Annotated in this window: 18 protein-coding genes; 14 read left to right on the top strand and 4 right to left on the bottom strand. The window is 36.1% G+C overall.

The window, feature by feature from the left end:
- Positions 1-294, top strand: a 294-nt coding sequence (locus ACYQZV_RS08305) for a GGDEF domain-containing protein (RefSeq protein ID WP_459894984.1), incomplete at its 5' end; no start/stop codon positions are given.
- A gap of 15 nt (positions 295-309) precedes the next feature.
- Here the strand turns inward: ACYQZV_RS08305 and ACYQZV_RS08310 are convergent.
- Positions 310-945: a nitroreductase family protein gene (locus ACYQZV_RS08310; RefSeq protein ID WP_459894986.1), complete on the bottom strand. Its 636-nt coding sequence runs from the start codon at positions 943-945 to the stop codon at positions 310-312.
- Between the two features lie 15 nt (positions 946-960).
- Positions 961-2,373 (bottom strand): hypothetical protein, encoded by a 1,413-nt coding sequence (locus tag ACYQZV_RS08315; protein WP_459894988.1) that lies wholly within the window; start codon positions 2,371-2,373, stop codon positions 961-963.
- Positions 2,374-2,559: 186 nt separating this feature from the next.
- On the opposite strand from ACYQZV_RS08315, the gene ACYQZV_RS08320 reads away from it, so the two are divergent.
- Positions 2,560-3,399: a family 1 encapsulin nanocompartment shell protein gene (locus ACYQZV_RS08320; RefSeq protein ID WP_459894990.1), complete on the top strand. Its 840-nt coding sequence runs from the start codon at positions 2,560-2,562 to the stop codon at positions 3,397-3,399.
- An 11-nt stretch (positions 3,400-3,410) separates the two neighbouring features.
- Positions 3,411-4,334 carry a ferritin-like domain-containing protein gene (locus ACYQZV_RS08325; protein WP_459894992.1) on the top strand — a complete coding sequence of 308 codons (924 nt, stop codon included), beginning with the start codon at positions 3,411-3,413 and terminating at the stop codon, positions 4,332-4,334.
- Here ACYQZV_RS08325 and ACYQZV_RS08330 read toward each other — a convergent pair.
- Together ACYQZV_RS08330 and ACYQZV_RS08335 are read right to left on the bottom strand one after the other, a co-directional pair.
- The gene (locus ACYQZV_RS08330; protein ID WP_459894994.1) at positions 4,314-4,619 is read right to left on the bottom strand and encodes a rhodanese-like domain-containing protein; all 306 of its coding nucleotides are present in this window, start codon (positions 4,617-4,619) and stop codon (positions 4,314-4,316) included. The genes ACYQZV_RS08325 and ACYQZV_RS08330 overlap by 21 nt on opposite strands.
- A 101-nt stretch (positions 4,620-4,720) precedes the next feature.
- Positions 4,721-4,936, bottom strand: a complete 216-nt coding sequence (locus ACYQZV_RS08335; RefSeq protein WP_459894997.1) for a hypothetical protein — start codon at positions 4,934-4,936, stop codon at positions 4,721-4,723.
- Between the two features lie 410 nt (positions 4,937-5,346).
- On the opposite strand from ACYQZV_RS08335, the gene ACYQZV_RS08340 reads away from it, so the two are divergent.
- The 11 genes from ACYQZV_RS08340 (at position 5,347) to ACYQZV_RS08390 (ending at position 19,797) form a co-directional block, all read left to right on the top strand.
- Positions 5,347-6,576, top strand: coding sequence for an ammonium transporter (locus tag ACYQZV_RS08340; RefSeq protein WP_459895000.1), 1,230 nt, complete (start codon positions 5,347-5,349; stop codon positions 6,574-6,576).
- Between the two features lie 102 nt (positions 6,577-6,678).
- Entirely contained in the window at positions 6,679-8,643 is a 1,965-nt protein-coding gene (tkt, locus tag ACYQZV_RS08345) for a transketolase (protein ID WP_459895003.1), read from the top strand.
- Positions 8,634-9,179, top strand: coding sequence for an ATP-dependent protease subunit HslV (gene hslV / locus ACYQZV_RS08350; RefSeq protein ID WP_459895004.1), 546 nt, complete (start codon positions 8,634-8,636; stop codon positions 9,177-9,179). The genes tkt and hslV overlap by 10 nt, the downstream gene beginning before the upstream one ends.
- 30 nt (positions 9,180-9,209) lie before the next feature.
- Positions 9,210-10,043 carry a glycosyltransferase family 2 protein gene (locus tag ACYQZV_RS08355; protein ID WP_459895007.1) on the top strand — a complete coding sequence of 278 codons (834 nt, stop codon included), beginning with the start codon at positions 9,210-9,212 and terminating at the stop codon, positions 10,041-10,043.
- 68 nt (positions 10,044-10,111) lie between these two features.
- A complete protein-coding gene (locus ACYQZV_RS08360) occupies positions 10,112-12,820 on the top strand; it encodes a ribonucleoside-diphosphate reductase subunit alpha (protein WP_459895010.1) in 2,709 nt (902 codons plus the stop codon).
- 157 nt (positions 12,821-12,977) lie between these two features.
- Positions 12,978-14,843 (top strand): proton-conducting transporter transmembrane domain-containing protein, encoded by a 1,866-nt coding sequence (locus ACYQZV_RS08365; RefSeq protein ID WP_459895013.1) that lies wholly within the window; start codon positions 12,978-12,980, stop codon positions 14,841-14,843.
- A complete protein-coding gene (locus tag ACYQZV_RS08370; RefSeq protein ID WP_459895016.1) occupies positions 14,836-15,750 on the top strand; it encodes a respiratory chain complex I subunit 1 family protein in 915 nt (304 codons plus the stop codon). The genes ACYQZV_RS08365 and ACYQZV_RS08370 overlap by 8 nt, the downstream gene beginning before the upstream one ends.
- Before the next feature lie 12 nt (positions 15,751-15,762).
- Positions 15,763-16,419 (top strand): hydrogenase, encoded by a 657-nt coding sequence (locus ACYQZV_RS08375; protein WP_459895018.1) that lies wholly within the window; start codon positions 15,763-15,765, stop codon positions 16,417-16,419.
- Positions 16,416-17,855, top strand: a complete 1,440-nt coding sequence (locus tag ACYQZV_RS08380; RefSeq protein ID WP_459895020.1) for a proton-conducting transporter transmembrane domain-containing protein — start codon at positions 16,416-16,418, stop codon at positions 17,853-17,855. The genes ACYQZV_RS08375 and ACYQZV_RS08380 overlap by 4 nt, the downstream gene beginning before the upstream one ends.
- Positions 17,852-19,297, top strand: a complete 1,446-nt coding sequence (locus ACYQZV_RS08385) for a hydrogenase large subunit (protein ID WP_459895023.1) — start codon at positions 17,852-17,854, stop codon at positions 19,295-19,297. The genes ACYQZV_RS08380 and ACYQZV_RS08385 overlap by 4 nt, the downstream gene beginning before the upstream one ends.
- Positions 19,298-19,305: 8 nt before the next feature.
- Entirely contained in the window at positions 19,306-19,797 is a 492-nt protein-coding gene (locus tag ACYQZV_RS08390; protein ID WP_459895026.1) for an NADH-quinone oxidoreductase subunit B family protein, read from the top strand.
- Positions 19,798-19,891 lie beyond the last annotated feature (94 nt).

The raw sequence follows: 19,891 nt of genomic DNA on the forward strand, positions 1-19,891 counted from the left end.
CAAGACGATATTTTCTGTAGGATAGGCGGGGAAGAGTTTGCCATTATACTAAAACAGTTAGATATATTTGGAGCGTATGTCGTTTCAGAAAAGCTAAGAAAGATAGTAGAGACTACAGATTTCAAATACAAAGACAAAACTATAAAAGCGACAATCAGCCTTGGTATAACAGAGTTTAACAAAAACGATACTAAAGAGACGTTGTTCAAAAAAGCGGATACAGCGCTTTATGTATCAAAAACATCAGGCAAAAATATGAGTTATTTGTTTTTTGGAGATTTTATGGAGGTATAAATATACTATCAAAAGCTATAAAACTTTAGCAAAATCTTCAAAGGAATATCTAAAAGCTCTCGGTAAAAGTTTTTTGCTTTGATTTTTATAACCTATAGCTATCACCATAGTTATTATCTTAAAATCTGGAAGTTTTATAAATTCCCTTAATTTTTTATCATCAAAACCTTCCATAGGATGAGTATCTAATCCAAAACATCTAGCCGTAATCATGAAGTTCATAGCAAACAAAGAACTATCTCTTACCGCTTTTAACTTGGCTTTTTCTGGTATTTCGTTATCATCATATACCCCGTAGCTATCTACTATAGCTTTTTTCACTGCCTCTTTATTTGTCTTAGTTATATAACCTAGCTCTATCCAGCTTTTAACAATATCGTTAGCATGCTCGTTGGCAGCTTTAGGATTTGCTATTACAATTATATCAGCGGATGCCTCTTCTACCTTAGGCTGGTTGTTGCATATCTCTCTTAAAATCTTTTTATTTTGCTTGGTATGAACAAGTACCAACTCCCACGGTTGTATATTGTAGGAAGAAGGAGCCGTCGTGGCTTTGTTTATTATATCTTTCAGGACTTCCAAATCTATATCTTTGGTAGCGTCGAAAAAGTTTACGGCCCTTCTTCCTAATATAGCTTCAAAACATTCCATATAATCATCTTCTAATTATGGACCTATCTGTCTTAAGAAGGCTGGCACCTCTTCGTTTTTAGTCCAGCCACATTCTTCAAGAACTTTATCCACTACATCTTTGTCATGGCCAGTTTTAGAAACGAGGAAGTTTACAAAATCATCTCTCCTACCTTTAAAAGCTTCTATATCGTATAAAGAAACCCCATGAAATCTGGAAGCTATCCTGTCTTTTACTATCTTCCACGCCACCGGGTGTTCAAAAAGTTTGAAGGTTTTATCCTTTACGGTTGTTTTAACGGATAAATCTTTTATTTGCTCAAGTCTATCAGGATTTATAACCACGATAGCTTCTGCCATTAGAGGATCCACTGTGTAGAATATACCGAAGAGCTTACCCAATATGCGCCTTTGGGTTCTTATTATCAGGTTTAACTTATCCTTAACTTCTTTTTCTACCTTATCGTATATAAGCTCATAATAGTTTAGTTGTTCTAATTCAAGACCACCTAAATATCTAATGAAATTTGATATATCAACGTATTGTGCTTCTTCGCTGATGAGTTCTTTTTTAGACTCATCTTTGAGCTTTCCATAATCAACGGTAACATCTGTATGAATTGGTGGCATCATATGAGTGGTGGCCTCTTGCCAGCCAGACTTTATAAGAATCTGCAAAGCACCACCTTCATCTATTTTATACCTTTCCATAAGGAGCTTCTTAAGGCCTTCTCTATCGTTTCTATACTTATCAAGCTCTTCGTCCGTTAAGTCTATATCTACATATACAAACTTTTCTTTGCCATTTTCATCTGTTGTTATAATATTCTTTCTTCCCTTTATATAGTTTTTAACAAAAGTCCAATCTTCCTCGGTCATTTTTGAATATTCAGGATGCCATAGTATAGACATGTCTTCTTCTAGCTCCATATAAGGTAAGTCTTCGTACCAAGTGGCTTTGTTAAGCCTTAGCTCTATGCTTTCTTCAGAAGCCTTATACTTTTCTTTTACATACTTTATAAACTCTTTCCTTTTAAACCTAAATTTTTCGATTTCATCTAAAGTAAGCTCTGGAAACAAAATCTTGAGTTTATACTTTATAAAATCCCAATTACCAAACAAATTTTGAGGCTCTAAAGCTTCATAACCATAAGGATTTATCTTAAGAAATTCAAGATAATAACCTAAAAATCTCCTTACTCTTGGATCAGTATTTATAAGCTTAGAGATGAAATCTGGGTCGTAAAACTCTATAACGCTTAAAAGCCTAGCTATGTTGATCTTCTTTATGTCTTGAGCATGACATATCTCCAGTAAGAATCGTTTTGGCATATCCTTGTTCTCGCAGTATTGATTTAAGATATCCATCTCTTTTTTGAGTAAGCTCCTAAAAAAAGCTGTCTTCTCCCTAGAAGATAATTGCTCCTTTAAAATAAGCGTATCTATCATATGACACACCTCCTTTATAGTTCAATATAAAGATATTATAAGCATAAACAATTAAATTTAAGGCTTATTCTATAAGATATTGTTATAGAATAATTTCTTAATATAACATTTACTAAAAACAAGTAAAACAAATTTTAATTGACAAAAAACTCTTATTTGTTATTTTTAAATTAAAAGGAGGGCAACATGAATTTCTTACATAGAGAAGAAAGTCCACTAACACCTAAAGAATGGGAAAGCATAGACAATGTGGTGATAAACACTGCAAAAAACAACCTTATAGGTAGAAGGTTTATAGAGTTAACACCAGCCCTAGACCCATCAATACAGGCGGTAGCTTACGATACAATATCAAGCACAGCTGAAGATGGAGCCTGTGGGTTGTTTGGTGACAAAGAATGTGGAATAGTAAAAGTAAAATCAAGAAAGTTTTTGCCAATACCACAAATATACAAAGATTTTAAAATACATTGGAGAGATATCGAAACCAGCAGAAAGTTAAATATACCCATTGACTTTGGCATGGTCGCTGCAGCTACAAGAGAAGTAAGTTTATCAGAAGATAGATTTATATTCCAAGGAGATGAAGAGATAGGGTATCCGGGGTTGTTAAACGTAGAAGGAAGAAGCGTTGTAAAAAAATATAGTTTTGATGAAGAAGGTGGTATATTTAAAACAGCCTTAGGCTGCGTCGAAACACTGGTAAAAAACGGCTTTACCACAAATTTAGCTTTTGTGATGAATCCAAAAGATTACACTAAAACTTTTAGGATATATGGGAACACGGGTACTTTGGAGATAAACCATATAAAAGAGCTATTTGATGTAGGAGTTTTTACAAGCTACGCTGTAGATGAGGGTAAAGCTGTGGCAGTGGCTACCGGGGTTGAAAATATGGATATATTTATTGTCCAAGACATGATAACCTCTTTTTTAGCTTATGAAAACATGGATTATTATTTCAGGGTTTTTGAGATTTTAGCATTTAGAATAAAGAACCCTTCTGCCGTAGTAACTGTAGAATAAAGGATAGTCTTATGGAAAAGAATAAAATTATAGAATTTATAAATTACAATATAAGCTTGGAGCACTCTGCCATTATCCAATATCTATTTCACGCTTACACAATGCAAGACGAGGCCTTAGAGAACCAGCTTGAAGAAATAGCAAGAGAGGAGATGAAACATCTTAGGATGTTTGCCCACAAAGTAGTAGAACTAGGTGGTAGACCAGCCATAGACAGTAGGGCAGAGGTGTTCTTAGAAGCTCCCACAATACAAGATATACTTGAGCTAGATATTCAAGCTGAAAATATGGCTATAGACGAATATTCAAAACAGCTAAAAGGCATAGAGGATAAAGATATTGTAAGGATGTTTGAGAGGATAATAGACGACGAGAGGTCACACCTTCATATATTTGGAGATTTAAAGCAAAAAATAGAGCAAGACAAACAAAACTTCGGAGGAAGCGTCACTTTAAACCAGAACAAGGTAAAGATGATAAGCATTTTAAACAAATACTTGCAAAAACAATATCAAAAGATACTTGAAACACTGTATCAGGCTTTTATGACAAGACATAGAAATACGAATCTAAGCGATGAGCTAGAACAAAGAGCCATAGATAAGATGAAGCACTTTGGTTGGATAGCCGAGGAGATATCGGAAAAAGGTGCAAAACCAGATGTTTCTTTACTAAGTGTAGAGCGCATTGAAGATAAAAACAGCATTATAGCTTATCAAATAAAAGACCAAGAAGAGTCCTCTAAAGAGGCAAATCAAATGGAAGAATTTGTAGAGGATAAAGATTTAAAATGGATTATTGATAGAATATCAAGAAGAGAAATACATTACAAAGACTTAGAAGCTTTCTTAGAAAACCCAAAAACAAAAGAAGAGGATGTTGCTAAAGTAGTCCAAGCTTTAACTGTAGGTAGTTTATTTAGAAAAAAGAGCTAACTCTAAAGTTTTGAGACCTCCTTCTATATTAAAAGCCTTAAAACCAAGACTTTTTAGCATATCTACCACATATTTACTCTTGTTTCCACTATTACAAATTACAAAATATTCCTTTGACTTATCTAAAATATTTTCCAAATCTGGTCTATCTACAATCTCATCAAAAGAGATATAAATATAATCTTTACAAGAAAATACATTCATAACTTTTTCTTTGTCAAATTCCTTTCTGTCAATTCTCACATCAAGAAGTACTCTTTGACTGTCATTCTGATGAAATTCCATATCAATACCTCTCCAATGTTTTTAAGAACCCGAGGGTATTACCCTCAGGCAAACTGCGAAATAAGAATAAATGAGGAGGTGATTATGAGAAAATACCTTGTTTACTCGTCGTTAGAGTCTGAAGAATCGTTTGAATCATCCTCAGAGTCATTTTTTTGTTGCTGATTGTCCTCAGCTAACAGGTAGGACTGGGAAGCTTTTGCTGATATCCCAGCTGAATTGTGATGGACTTGTTGTGAAGCCTGAGCACTAGTGCCCACAAACATCACAGCTCCTACAAGAGCTAACAACCTTGGCAAGACAACTGCATGTCTCATGGCAACTACCTCCTTTCAAAGATTATAAAAATAATATAAAAAAGTGAAGTGAAAATGTAATGAAAAAATAAAATTTTTATAAAAATATATAATGATATTTGCTTAGTAAATTTCCTATACCTGGTAAAATCCTGCAAAACGCCAGAAAACAGGTGACAAGTATACCACGGTTAACAAGTATACCACGGTTAACAAAGTATACCCGCAGCGCAAGTCTGCCGCGATTTACAGTCTGCCGCGGTTAAAGCATTTGTTATAAATCCCATTTGTAGCATACTAATGTGGAAGTATCTCACAACAAAGACAATTCCAGTGTCGGAATGACATCATAAAGATATTGGTATAATTTCTAGTGTAAGTGTTCACAACATGCTGAACTCTTGCAATTTTTGATATTGGTGAGGATTGGTATGGCTTTTGCACATAGCGTGAAGATTAGCGCAGGGGATACCGCATGGGTGCTGGTGTCAGCTTTATTGGTTATTATGATGACAATACCGGGGCTTGCAATTTTTTATGCTGGTCTCTCTAAGAAAAAAGACACTCTAAATACGATAGCTCTTAGTTTTGTGGCTTTTGCTATAACAAGTATAATTTGGGTTACATACGGCTACTCACTGGCGTTTGGACAAGATGTAAACGGCCTCATAGGCAATCTTAATTACCTTTTTATGAATAATATTACCATCAACACGGTAAGAGCTGGAACCGATGTCCCCGAATATGCTTTTGTATCATTTCAACTTGCATTTGCAGCCATAACCGTAGCGTTGATAAGCGGTGCTCTAATAGAAAGGCTTAAGTTTCGGGCTTGGTTGCTGGTGATACCCACATGGGCGACTCTTGTGTATATACCAATAGCTCATTGGGTTTGGGATAACGGCTTTTTGGCTAAAATGGGGGTGGTGGATTTCGCAGGGGGCAATCCGGTGGAAATAGCTTCTGGTTTCTCAGCTTTGGCTGGAGCTCTTGCGATAAGAAAGCGTAAAAACATGGCACTAATTCCTCACAACATGGTACTTGTAATGCTTGGACTTGGACTTTTGTGGTTTGGGTGGTTTGGATTCAACGCCGGGTCAGAATTAGCAGCCAACGGAGTAGCATCGGTAGCATTTTTAAACACAAACACCGCAGCAACTTCTGGGCTTGTGATGTGGATGATTATAGAAGTTTTTCATTCGCAAAAAGCCACAAACTTAGGTATGGCCTCAGGTGCTTTGGCTGGTTTAGTAGCTATTACCCCAGCTGCAGGTTATGTAGGGGTTATGGGTTCTATATTCATAGGTCTTATAGCAAGTATTGTCTCCTACATGGGTGTTGTAGTCTTAAAACCGAGGTTTGGTTACGATGATACGCTGGATGTATTTGGCATTCATGGTCTATCCGGATTTGTTGGCACCATCTTAACCGGTATTTTTGCTCAGAAAGAAATAAATCAAGTGAGCGGTCTTCTTCAGGGCAACATACACCAATTCCTAATCCAAACTGTGTCAGCCATTATAACCAGTGTCTATGCTTTTGGCATGAGTTTTATAATCTTTAAAGCTATAGACCTAATAGTAGGCCTCAGAGTAACTCCAGAACAAGAAACCGAAGGGCTTGATGCAGTATTCCATGGAGAAAACGCCTATAACTTTTAGTTGTGAAATAACTTTGCCACAGCTCACAAGTATGCCAAGGTTTACAAGTATGCCACGCAATATGCAGTAAACTCTCGCGATTTTTGGTTTATAATAAGAAGTATGAGTATAGATGAGCTTGTAATAAACAGCATCAGGTTTTTGAGCGTAGATGCTGTGGAAAAGGCAAATTCAGGGCACCCAGGCATGCCACTTGGTACAGCACATATAGGATATATACTGTTTGATAGAATTTTAAGATACAATCCAGAAAATCCTAAATGGGTAAATAGAGATAGGTTTGTGTTATCAAACGGACATGGGTCAATGCTGTTGTATTCACTTTTGTACCTTTACGGTTTTGACCTAACACTTGAAGATATAAAAAACTTTAGACAGCTTGGAAGCAAGACACCGGGACATCCAGAAAGCTTTCTTACAAAAGGAGTAGAAGCCACCACCGGGCCTCTTGGTCAAGGTATAGCAAATGCCGTAGGCATGGCTATAGAACAAAAACATCTTAGTGCCATATGCAACAAGCTTGATGAACCTATAATAGACTATAAAGTGTTTTGCATGGTGGGAGACGGGGATTTGATGGAAGGAATATCTTACGAAGCTACAGCTTTAGCGGGTCATCTTTGCCTTGACAACCTATTTATCATATGGGACAACAACCATATAACCATAGACGGAGATACAAGCTTAGCCTGGAGTGAAGACGTCTTAAAGCGTTTTGAAAACGTAGGCTTTACAGTAAGGCACATAGAAGATGGTTATAATCTTGAGCTTTTAGAAAGTACTATAAAAGAACTACTAACAAATCAAACAAAACCGGTATTTTTATCTGTGAGAACCCATATAGGTTATAAAAGCATAAAACAAGACAGCGCCGAAGCCCACGGGGCTCCACTTGGAAAAGATGCTGTAGCAAAGTTAAGAGAAGACTTAAACTGGCCTTATGAACCTTTTCATATACCCCAAGAAGTGTTGGATTATACAAGAAGGAAAGTAGAAGAAGGAAAGACGCTGGAACAAAAATGGCAAGAGAAACTTTTAAAATATGAAGAAACCCATAAAGATATTGTAAATATCCTAACAAAGAATATAGACTTAGAAAAAGTGATATCTCATATACCTAGATTTACAGAAGATATGGCCACAAGGCAAGCCTCTGGCAAGGTGTTAAATGCAATTGCACCACATATGCCAACACTTTTTGGAGGTTCTGCTGATTTACACGAATCAAACAACACCTATATTCATAACGAAGGAGATTTTGAAGCCACCAATTACTACGGAAGAAATATACACTTTGGTATAAGAGAACATGCGATGGGTGCAATAGCCAACGGCATGGCCTATGGAGGCATCACCACACCATATGCGGCTACGTTTTTAGTATTTTCAGATTATATGAGACCAAGTATCAGAGTGGCTGCCCTTTCAAAGCTGCACGTCATATATATATTTACGCATGATTCTATAGGATTAGGAGAGGATGGACCCACACATCAACCGGTAGAACACATACCCTCTTTGAGGCTTATACCAAATTTATGGGTAATGAGGCCTTGTGATGCCAATGAAACCGCTTATTGTTGGGAGTTAGCACTAAGAAGAAAAGACGGTCCAGTAGCTCTTATACTATCTCGTCAAAAGCTAAAAACTTTAGATAGGACAAAATATGCTAAAGAAAGTATGGCAAAGTATGGAGCATATATACTTTCTGGCTCAATAAATCCAAGTTTTACCATCGTAGCCACTGGTTCAGAGGTTCACCTTGCTTTAGCCCTCCAAAACAAACTGGCTGAAAATGGTGTAGAAGCTTCTGTGGTAAGCGCTCCTTGTTTAGAGCTTTTCGAAATGCAAGATGAGGCTTACAAAAACGAGGTGATACCAAAAACCGCAAAACACATAGTAATAGAGGCCGCCAAAGGAGACATCTGGTATAAGTATGTCAACAAAGATGCCCTTATAATATCTATGGAAACTTTCGGAAAATCTGGTAAAGGTCCAGATGTTATGAAACATTTTGGTTTCGACGAAGAACATATATATCAAAAGATTAAAGAAAGATGGATGTAAAAAACAATTTATTACACGCCACTACCGTTATAGCGATAAGAAAAAACGGTCAAACTGCCATCGGAAGCGATGGACAAGTAACCCTTGGCTCTCAAATCTTAAAACACGGAGCAAAAAAGATTAGAAGGCTTCACAAAGGGACGGTACTAGTAGGTTTTGCAGGTGGAGCCGCCGATGGATTAGCGCTTATGGAAAGGCTTGAGTCAAAGCTCGATGAACACAGAGGAAATTTAGCAAGAGCGTCTGTAGATCTGGCCAAAGAATGGCGTACGGACAGATATCTAAGAAGGTTAGAGGCGGTTTTGATAGCTTGTGATAAAGAAAGCATGTTTTTGCTATCTGGCAACGGAGATGTCATAGAACCAGATGAGCCCATCTTAGCTACCGGGTCTGGTGGTGATTTTGCAAGAAGTGCAGCCAAAGCCCTATACTATCATACTGATAAAAGCGCCGAAGAAATAGTAAAAATATCCCTTGATATAGCATCAGACATATGTGTTTACACCAACAAGCATTTTAGCATAGAGGTTTTATAATAGATTGTTAGCGTTTAACAATCCACTACAATGTGCATTAGCGTAGTCATACCCTCTTACAACGCATCTAAATTTTTACCAAAAGCTATAGAATCGGTAAAAAATCAAACGTATCTTCCAAAAGAACTAATAGTAATAGATGATGGTTCTTCTGACAACACAAGAGAGATTTTAAAAGACATAAAACTACCTTTTGATTTTAGGCTTTTAACAAACGGAAAAAACAGAGGAAGAAGCTATTCAAGAAACTTAGGAGTCAAAGAAAGCGCTTGCGAGTTTATAGCATTTTTAGATGCCGATGACATATTTTTTCCACATCATCTTGAAGAGCTATCGAAAAAAGACAAAGATTTAGTTTATTCAATACCGAGGACCTTCATAAATGAGGAAGATAAGATAACAAGAGTGTCAAAAAAGCCTTATAAGGATTTAAAATCTATGATACTAGGGGCAATGGTGGGGTATCCCTCTGGTGTTATGGTTAAAAAAGCTACGTTTTTAGGTTTTGATGAAAATCTTCATCAAAGAGAAGATTGGGAACTTTTTTTAAGATATTACAAAGAAGGGCTTAGCATAGAGCTTATAGACAAAAACACGGTGGGCATAAGAGAGCACGGCAAAAGGACGAGTCGGTCAAAAGAGTATTTTTACTACACCATGAAAGTTTACGAAATCCACAAAGATATAGCCGATATAAACATGTATTTAAGCATATCAGAAACCGCTTTTAGGTTTAAAGAGAAATCTATAGGTTTTAAGTTTTTATTAAAAGCCCTAAAATCCTACGACAGTCTAAACCAAAACCCAAAACCTTTAGATATGAGAAGACTTTGGAATATCGTAAAAAGAATACCTAAAATATAGTGATATTTTAAAGCTTTTAAAACATGAAAAATCTTTTATATTAAAGTAAAAGTTTAGGAGGTTAAACTATGGAAGTTATTAAACGTTCGGGCGTAAGAGAGAAGCTTGACCTCGACAAGATAAGGACAGTGTTAGAAAACGCACTATCTTTGCTTAAAGAATGGACATCTGAAGACAAGTCTGCCACGGTTCACAAGTCTACCACGGTTAATAAGTCTACCACGCCCTACAAGTCTACCACGGTTAACAAGTCTGCCGCGATTCATCTGGATGAGATAAACATAGATGAAATAATGGAAGATATAGAGATAAACCTCTTTGACGGTATAGAGACTTCTGTGATATTCCAAACTATACTACATTCTCTTTTATCAAGAGCCATAGATGACCCGATATACGATGCCATGGCAAGAAATGTACTTTTACAAAGGATATACAAACAAGCCTTTGGCGGTATGTATTCACCTAAAAAAGCCTATAGAGAACTGTTTATAGATTATATAGACAACGCAGTGGAGCTTGGTCTTTTAGACGAAAGGCTTGCCTCTTATTACGATTTGGAAGTGCTTGCCCATGAGCTTGTGCCAAAAAGAGACCAGCTTTTAAAGTTTAACGGCCTTTACAATCTAATGGATAGATACCTTATAAAAGATTTAGACACAGGTAATATTTTAGAAGCTCCTCAGTGGTTTTGGATGAGGGTAGCAATGGGTGTGGCTCTATTAGAAAAAACTCCAGAGGACAGAAACCACTGGGCAATAGAGTTTTATCATATGATGTCAAATATGGAGTTTATCCCATCCACTCCAACGCTATTTAACGCCGGGACAAGATTTCCACAGCTTTCCTCTTGCTTTGTGGTGGATTTTGAAGATGATCTTTCTAAAATCTTTGAAACCGTAAAACAAGTGGGCATGTTAAACAAACACGCCGGCGGTGTAGGACTACCAGCCACAAAGCTAAGAGCAAAAGACTCTATTATTCGCTCCATCCAAGGAAAATCCTCTGGCATAATACCGTTTTTGAAGATAATAGATGAGACCATAACGGCTGTATCCCAAGGCGGAAGAAGAAGAGGTTCTGCTTTGGCATCCTTAGAACCTTGGCATCTTGATGTATTTGATTTTATAAGGACCAAAAGAAAGTGGGGTGACGATTCACAAAGGTTTAAAAACCTAAAGATAGCTCTTTTCTTAAACGATGAGTTCATGAGAAGGCTTGAAGAAAACGGAGACTGGTACCTTTTTGACCCAGCAGATTGTCCAAAGCTTGTAAGCACATATGGCAAGAAATTTTCCAGAGAATATTCAAAATGCATAAGAAAAGCACTATCTGGCAAGATAAGGTATAAAAAGATAAAGGCTGTAGAGCTTTTCAAAGAAGCCATAGAAAACACCACCCAAACCGGTGAACCTTGGTACACCTTCAAAGATCCTATAAACATAAGACATCCCAACAAGCACACAGGAACAATACTTACCACAAACCTATGCACAGAACAGCTTTTGGTGTCCACCTACGACTCAATAGAATCCTGCAACTTAGGCTCTTTGGTATTGCCAAAGTTTTTGGATGACAACAACAATTTTGACTGGGAGAAGTTTAAAGCTGTCATAAGAAAAGCTGTAAGATTTTTAGACAACGTTATAGATGCAAACTACTACGCTTTAGAAGCTGTGGAAAAAGGCACAAAGCAAAGCAGAAAGATAGGCTTAGGGTTTATGGGATATCAAGATATGATAGAAAAACTAAAATTACCAGTAGACTCAAAAGAAGCTTTAAAGTTTTTAGATAAGATAGGAGAAACGATGTCTTACGTAGCTATAGAAACCTCTGTGGAGCTTGCTAGGGAAAGAGGCATTTATCCAAACTTTGAAGGTTCCGACTGGTCAAAGGGTATTCTACCGATAGATACCTTGGAGCATCTTTTTAGAGAAAGGTTTTTGAACAACGATAATTTTGTCGATGAAGATATAGACTACAAAAAACTTGTTGATAAGTATGTTGGGCTTGAAGATTTTGACGATATAAAAGGCATGACGTTACCAACGTTTGATTGGGAAGAGTTAAGAGAAAAGGTGAAAAAAGGCATAAGAAATGCTTGCCAGACAACACTTGCACCTACTGCCACAATATCTATAATAGCAGGTACGTCTCAAAGCTTTGAACCTTATTACGCTTTGGTATATTCAAGGACCAACATAGCAGGAAGATTTTTAGAGGTAAACGAAAACTTCATAAACGATTTAAAAATGCTTGGCCTTTGGGATAAACTAAGAGAAGATGTACTCCTTCAGCAAGGCTCTATACAAGATATAAAAGAAATACCCCAAGATATAAAGAATATCTACAAAACCGCCTATGAAATAGACACAGAAGTCTACATAAAACAAGCGGCCGTCCTACAGAAGTGGATTGATTCTTCTATATCAAGAAACCTGTACTTCAACACCAGAGACCCACAAAAGATAATGGAAATCTACATAAAAGCCTGGAAATACGGTCTTAAAGCCACATACTACGCTTTTATGCCAGCAAAGATAAAAACCGAAGGAAAGTATGTACATGAAGATTTAAAAGAGCAACAAGCCTCTCGCAGCTCACAAGCACAAACTATCGAAGACGTAGAACAGCCAAAGGAAAAGTCAACCATCAAACCATCTAACACAAGTGCATCAAAGAACAATGGCAAAAAAGAAAAATCTAACCAACCTGAAATACTTCCCTTGGATGAGGTTATGAAACAAGAGGGCTATTGTGAAGAGTGTGGAAACTAAATGAAAAAGCTCATAGCTATAATGGGCCTCGGCATTCTTTTTCTGCTGAGGCTCATTTTTAAATTTGACGAAAGAAACAAAATATAAGCTTTGGCTTATAACTTCCCAGTTGTTTTTTTCGCTTTTAATATCAAAACTATGCTATAATAAAAAAGCCGTGATTTTTTTAAGAAATGTTAGTAAAGATTTATGGAAGTTTTTAGAGGTTGGCTTTGGGGTATTATACGGTGCTATATTTTTATGGTGTATAGCACTTTTTATAAAAGGGATTAACTATACAATAACACTTGATACATTTATAAGATATATAACATATTCATTCCACGTAGACAGACTTTCTTTATTTTTTATAGGTATCATAGCTTTTAACGGTGCAATAAACAGCATATACGCAATAGATTACATAAAAGAAGAAGATTACGATAAAAAAATTTTAATAACTATGCTAACAAACGCTTTCATACTATCTATGATATTAATTTTATTAAGTGCTAACGTTTTTACGTTCATACTTTTCTGGGAAGTTATGAGTATACTATCATTTTTTCTTGTTTTATGGGATTTTAAAAAGGAAGAGACCTACAAAGCATCGCTTACCTACATTGCAATGACACATTTAGGTACGGCGTTTATACTGCTTAGTTTCATAGGTTTTTATATAAACACCAAAAGCTTAAATTTTATGGATTGGCAGCATGTATCCTTCAATCCTTTCTGGATAGTTTGGGTATTTTTGTTTTCTGTGGTTGGTTTTGGTATGAAGGCTGGTTTTATAGGTATTCACAACTGGCTACCAAAAGCCCATCCAGTAGCACCGTCTTTTGTATCCGCCCTCATGTCAGGACTCATGATAAAAATTCCAATATACATGTTTATAAGATACTATTTTTATTTCATAAAACAATATCCAGTAAGTTTTGGGCTTTTAATAATAACGATAGGAACTATCACCATGCTTTTTGGTATACTAAATGCCTCAGTGCAAAACACTCTAAAGAAGATGCTTGCTTACTCTTCTATGGAAAATATAGGCATTATAACTATTGGATTAGGGCTTTCTATGGTTTTTAAAAGCTTAAATACTAAAGAGCTTTACTCTTTAGCTCTGGCAGGTACATTGTTTCATATATTAAACCATTCGCTGTTTAAATCTCTTTTGTTTATGAGCGCTGGCTCTATAATACTAAACACACATACTCAGGATATATCAAAGCTGGGTGGCGTTATAAAGCATGCTCCTAAACTTGGCGTCATAACGCTAATAGGCGTGCTTAGTCTCGTAGCGCTTCCACCTTTTAACGGATTTATAAGCGAGTGGCTCATATACCAAAGCCTACTCCTATCTTTGAAAATAAAGATGGCTTATATAGGGACACTATCATCTTTGGTGGCATCATTTTTAGCTATGACAGGTGGCATAGCAATGTTAAGCGCTGTAAAATACTTTGGAATAACGTTTTTAGGAAGGCCAAGAAGCGATATAAAAGTAAAATCTGATATAGGCAAACTAAGCCTTGTATCCATGGGAAGTTTGGCATTTTCTTGCATATTTACAGGCATATTGCCATTTTTTGTACTTTATTTTATAAACGGTATTCTACCCACACCTATATATGTAAAAAATCTCTTTGAAATAAAAACTCCTTACAATTTTGGGTGGATAGCTCCACTTCCCATAGGTATAATCATCGTCTTTGCGCTTTTGTTAAGCATATATGTAAACCTATGCATATCCAAACGCTCAATATATTATAAGACCTGGGCGTGCGGACAAGAAACCGTGCCAAACAATGCTCAGTATAGCCCAGAAGGATTTTCTCAGCCCATAAAAAAGATAACCGCCAAGCTTTATAAAGGTGGGTCCGATATATTTGATGCAATCTACTGGTACATACTTAACAACACGCTAAACAAATTAGAATCGTTAAAATATAAAATCCAATCTGGTGTTATACAAAAGTATGTCTTGTATATGGCGTTGACGTTGATAATTTTAATGTGGTTTAGCAAAGCCTATGGATAAGATAATAGGTATTTTACAGCTTATAATATTTATAAGCATAGCACCGGGGGTAAAGGGTTTTATACACAAATTAAAATTAAATCTAAGAGGACAAAAAGGTCCGTCTATACTACAGCCTTACAAAGACATCGTTAAACTATTTAAAAAAGAGTCCGTCATTTCAAAGGATGCTTCTTTTATATCAAAAATAGCACCAATCATAGTGTTGTTAGCCTTGATTATAAACGCATGCTTTATACCTATATTTAGCCCAGATACGCTTCTAGCATTTACTGGAGATGTGATTGCCTTTATATACATACTGGGCTTATCTACATTTTTCTTAGCTTTGTACGGTTTAGACCAAGGCTCAGCTTTTGGTGGGCTTGGTTCAGCAAGGGAAATGACGATAGCGTCTTTGGCAGAACCCACCTTAATGATGGTTATGTTTACATTTTCGCTAGAATACAACACCTCAAACATAAGCGAAATTTTCATAAAGTCCCACTCAAGCTCTTTCAATGTACCTATACCTTACGCTTTTAGCCTATTGGCGCTGTTTTTTGTATCTATGGCAGAAAACGCCAGAATACCCTTTGACAATCCAGAGACACATTTAGAGCTTACAATGGTGCACGAGGCAATGATTTTGGAGGCGAGCGGAAAATACTTGGCTATTTTTGAGCTTAGCTCTTACATAAAACTACTTTTGTTTATAAGTATAGCAAGCAATATATTTTTACCATTTTTTTATTCTTCAAACATATTCTTAAACGTACTATTTTATCTAATAAAAGTTGTTCTATTTTCTGTACCTATAGCTATAGTAGAGCTTTCTATAGCAAAATTCAGATTTTTCAGAATACCAGACCTTTTGATGGTCTCTTTTGCACTGGCAACGTTGGGATTTGTGCTCTATTATGTTTAAAGGATTTTGCATATGAGGCTTAGTGAATTTGTAGAATTTATGGCTGCTATGTCACTATTTTTTGCTATTTTACAAACAGCCAGCCACAGGCTTGATTTTGCCATAAAAACATATACACTTCAATCCTTGGCGTTGGCTATAACTATGTTCTTAAGCGTATTTTATTACTTTGATTATGAGCTCGTACTCTCGGCAGTTCTTACCCTTCTTATAAAGGGAGTGTTGATACCTATCGTCATGAAGAAAATAGTAGACAAGATAGTAGAGGATGAATCCGTCAAACCTTTTATAAATTTCACTTACTCAATACTCATATGTGTTTTTATTGTAATATTTTCCTTTTACGTTGTGGGAAGTTCAATATATTCTGTGAGTGGGTCTTTGGTGATGCAAAAAATCTTAGCTATGGCGATATCCATAATATTTGTGGGAATCTTTCTTATGCTTGCAAGAAAAAAAGCCCTGATACAGATTATAGGTTTCCTAACGTTGGAAAACGGTATTATACTTGGAGCTACATCTACCGTAAAGGGTTTGCCTCTCATAGTAGAGGTAGGTGTGTTTTTTGACGTATTTGTAGGAGCCATCATGGCAGGTATTTTGATATTCCATATAAAAGATACATTTGATAGCATAGACACATCAAAACTATCGGACTTGAAAGAATGATTACGCTACTTTTAACCGAACTAATTGGTATAGTTGTTATACCGTTTTTAGCTTTTAACAAAAATAGATACTTCCAGGCGTTTTTACAGTTTATAAACTTTACGACGTTTTTATATCTCTTTAAAAGCCTAAACACTAACAACTCTTATTACGGTAAGTACTTTATGCTAGACAGCGTAAACATAATCCTCATAGGCATTGTAAGCACTATAGGTTTTCTTACTTACCTATACAGCATAGGGTATTTAGAAAGAGAAAAACAGTTAGAAGAGAAAAAGCTAAAAGAGTTCTATCTTTGGACAAACTTATTTATGTTTAGTATGTTTCTTCTGGTTACCACGAGCAACCTTGGAATCATGTGGGTAGCCATAGAAGCCACTACGCTATCCACCACTTTTCTAATAAGCTTTTATAAAAATAAAACAGCGGTGGAAGCCGCTTGGAAATATATAATGCTCTGCTCTTTAGGTATAGCATTAGCCCTTTTTGGTATAATACTTATGTATTTTGGTGTGATAAACATCACTGGCCCAGGGCTTGGTTCCTTAAACTGGGAAAATATAATACAAGTAGCCACAAAGATAAACAAAGAGCTTTTAAAAATAAGTTTCATATTTGTATTGGTAGGTTTTGGTACAAAAATGGGTTTAGCACCTCTTCATTTCTGGTTGCCGGACGCACACTCCGAAGCACCCACACCAATAAGTGCGTTGATGTCCTCTGTGCTCTTAAGTTGCTCTTTCTATGTAATAATAAGGGTCTTTAGCATAGAAATACACGCAGGATTAGGAGATTACATTTATAATACATTGCTTTATATGGGACTTTTTAGCATAGTTTTAGCGGCTGTCTTCATACCAAGGTCAAAGGACTACAAAAGGCTTTTAGCCTACTCTACTATGGAGCATATGGGTATATTGGCTTTTAGCGTAGGTATAGGCTCCTTTGAGGGTTTGTTTGCAAGCCTCTTGGGTCTTATAGCACATGCTTTTACAAAAACCCTCATGTTTATGGGAAGCGGCTCTGTTTTGGTTAATCTTCATACTAAAAGCATAAAAGACATAAAAGGGCTCTTTGGCATACTTCCAATAACCGCATCTTTTATAGTTCTTGGTGTTTTCGCTATAACGGGTGCACCGCCGTTTTTACTTTTTGTGTCGGAGTTTATTACGCTATTATCTTCTTTTAAAGAAGGGTTTGTCTGGCAAGGGGTATTAGTTTTGTTGGCGTTCTCTCTGATATTTTTCGGGTTTGCAGAAAGCTTCTTTGGTATGCTTACCCAAAAACCCACCTTCCCAGAGAAAAAAGAGCACATATTTATGCTTTTGCCTATGGGTATACTTCTTGTTATCCTAATAAGTTTTGGGCTTTTTACACCAAAGGATATAAAAATTATGCTAGACAACGCCGCTTACACAATTGGAGCAAAAAAATGAAAAACTACATAGAATCTCTTTGTTATTCAGAAGATTATCAATTTTTAGGGGTGTTCGCAAGCGATAAAAGAAAAGAAGAAGGTGTATTTGTTTTAAGATATTTATTTTACGATATTAAAAGTCAAAAACTAAATATAGTAGAGATAAACACAGAAAAAGAGTTTCCACACATAGATGTGCCTGCTTTTGATTGGTATGAAAGAGAAATTCACGATATGTTTGGGCTTATACCCAAGGGACATCCAAACCTTAGACCACTTATGCTTTTTCCAGAAAACTACCCTAAGGATTTTCATCCGCTAAAAAAAGACGCAAATCTAAGCATAGAATATAGGGGCTATGAAGAATATAGATATGAAAACTTTGAACCAGAAGGCTCGTTTAAGATACTGGTGGGACCAATACACGCCGGTATTATAGAACCGGGGCACTTTAGATTTACGCTGATAGGAGAGCCAATACTAAAGCTCGAAATAAGACATTTTTACAAACATAAAGGTATAGAAAAACTAGCAGAAGGAAAGCCGCTAGATTTTGGTTTAAAACTATCAGAAAGAATATCTGGTGATCACAGCATAGCTCATTCTCTTGCTTTCGTAAAAGCGGTGGAAACAATATACGGCATAGATATACCACCAAAGGCTATATACATAAGAGCTATATTGTTGGAACTAGAGAGGCTGATGTGTAATCTAAACGACTTTGCTTTTATATTCCAAGATGTTGGATATACTTTAGGTGCACAGAAAGTTTTTGCTATAAAAGAAACGCTTATGAGATTAAACGAAGCTCTAACAGGAAATAGATTTAACAGAAGCATAGTAAAAGTAGGGGGTATACTAAAAGAAATTGATTTAAATATTGTTAAAGATGGTATAAGGCTTTTAGAAAAAGAGTATTTGAAATACAAAGAAATATTCTTAGATTCTTCAACAGTATTAGAAAGAACTGATACTACTGGAAAGATATCTTATGAAGTGGTTAAGAAATATGCTGCTCTTGGTTATGTAGCAAAAGCAAGCGGGCTATACTTTGATACTAGAAAAATGCTAGAAAACAAGCTTTACAAGTCTTTGATAAAAGAGTTTAAGCTTAAAAATGGCGATGTTACAGCAAGGCTAAAGGTAAGATTTAACGATATAGAAGAGAGCTTTGATATAATAAAAACGCTTACATCAAACATGCCAGAGGGAGATATTTATAAAGAAATAGATTATAAAAATCCGCAAAAGCCTTACGGCTTTGGCTTTGAAGAAGGGCAAAGAGGAAATATAACTCATATGCTTGAGATAGAAAATGGCCTAATATCAAGATGGAAAATAAGAGATCCTTCTTTTCATAATTGGCCTATCATACAAGAAGCAGTCTTAGGCGATATAATAGCTGATTTTCCTCTTATAAACAAAAGCCTAAACCTATCTTACGCTGGAAACGATTTGTGAGGTGATGTATGCTTAATGTAATAAAGACTTTCTTAAAAGATGGCATAAAAACGGAGGATATAAACTCTTCTGATGAAAGCAGCATAGTCATATACAAAAAACTACCAAAGATGCTAAAAGGTAGCCTAAGTATAAGACATGTAGACTGTGTTTCTTGCAATGCTTGTGAGTATGAGCTTACAGCTTTATCAAACATATTTTACGATATAGAAAGGTTTGGGATAAAGTTTGTAGCTTCTCCAAAACACGCCGATGTTTTAAGCATAACAGGACCCATCACAAGAAACATGCACAAACCACTATTGGACGCCATAAACAACGTTCCCAATCCAAAAATAATAATAGCCATAGGAGATTGCGCTATGGATGGAGGTATATTTAGAGGAGCTTATGGGGTCATAGGTGGATTGAAGGATATAGAGATAGAACCACACATCTTAATAAAGGGGTGTCCTCCAACCCCAAAAGACATAATAAAGGGTATTTTAAAAGGGTTTTAAAAGCTTATTAAACATTAAACAGTTGTAAGCGACATTTATTCTTATGTCATCGTCATTCCAAGGGATATTTTAGACTGGCAGCATATTTGCCTAA

The sequence above is a fragment of the Hydrogenobaculum acidophilum genome, from assembly GCF_054656715.1.

Bases quoted from the DNA above. Each gene is read 5' to 3' on its own strand.
- ACYQZV_RS08310 (WP_459894986.1), bottom strand. From the start codon at position 945: ATGGAATGTTTTGAAGCTATATTAGGAAGAAGGGCCGTAAACTTTTTC.
- ACYQZV_RS08315 (WP_459894988.1), bottom strand. From the start codon at position 2,373: ATGATAGATACGCTTATTTTAAAGGAGCAATTATCTTCTAGGGAGAAG.
- ACYQZV_RS08320 (WP_459894990.1), top strand. From the start codon at position 2,560: ATGAATTTCTTACATAGAGAAGAAAGTCCACTAACACCTAAAGAATGG.
- ACYQZV_RS08325 (WP_459894992.1), top strand. From the start codon at position 3,411: ATGGAAAAGAATAAAATTATAGAATTTATAAATTACAATATAAGCTTG.
- ACYQZV_RS08330 (WP_459894994.1), bottom strand. From the start codon at position 4,619: ATGGAATTTCATCAGAATGACAGTCAAAGAGTACTTCTTGATGTGAGA.
- ACYQZV_RS08335 (WP_459894997.1), bottom strand. From the start codon at position 4,936: ATGAGACATGCAGTTGTCTTGCCAAGGTTGTTAGCTCTTGTAGGAGCT.
- ACYQZV_RS08340 (WP_459895000.1), top strand. From the start codon at position 5,347: ATGGCTTTTGCACATAGCGTGAAGATTAGCGCAGGGGATACCGCATGG.
- tkt (WP_459895003.1), top strand. From the start codon at position 6,679: ATGAGTATAGATGAGCTTGTAATAAACAGCATCAGGTTTTTGAGCGTA.
- hslV (WP_459895004.1), top strand. From the start codon at position 8,634: ATGGATGTAAAAAACAATTTATTACACGCCACTACCGTTATAGCGATA.
- ACYQZV_RS08355 (WP_459895007.1), top strand. From the start codon at position 9,210: ATGTGCATTAGCGTAGTCATACCCTCTTACAACGCATCTAAATTTTTA.
- ACYQZV_RS08360 (WP_459895010.1), top strand. From the start codon at position 10,112: ATGGAAGTTATTAAACGTTCGGGCGTAAGAGAGAAGCTTGACCTCGAC.
- ACYQZV_RS08370 (WP_459895016.1), top strand. From the start codon at position 14,836: ATGGATAAGATAATAGGTATTTTACAGCTTATAATATTTATAAGCATA.
- ACYQZV_RS08375 (WP_459895018.1), top strand. From the start codon at position 15,763: ATGAGGCTTAGTGAATTTGTAGAATTTATGGCTGCTATGTCACTATTT.
- ACYQZV_RS08380 (WP_459895020.1), top strand. From the start codon at position 16,416: ATGATTACGCTACTTTTAACCGAACTAATTGGTATAGTTGTTATACCG.
- ACYQZV_RS08385 (WP_459895023.1), top strand. From the start codon at position 17,852: ATGAAAAACTACATAGAATCTCTTTGTTATTCAGAAGATTATCAATTT.
- ACYQZV_RS08390 (WP_459895026.1), top strand. From the start codon at position 19,306: ATGCTTAATGTAATAAAGACTTTCTTAAAAGATGGCATAAAAACGGAG.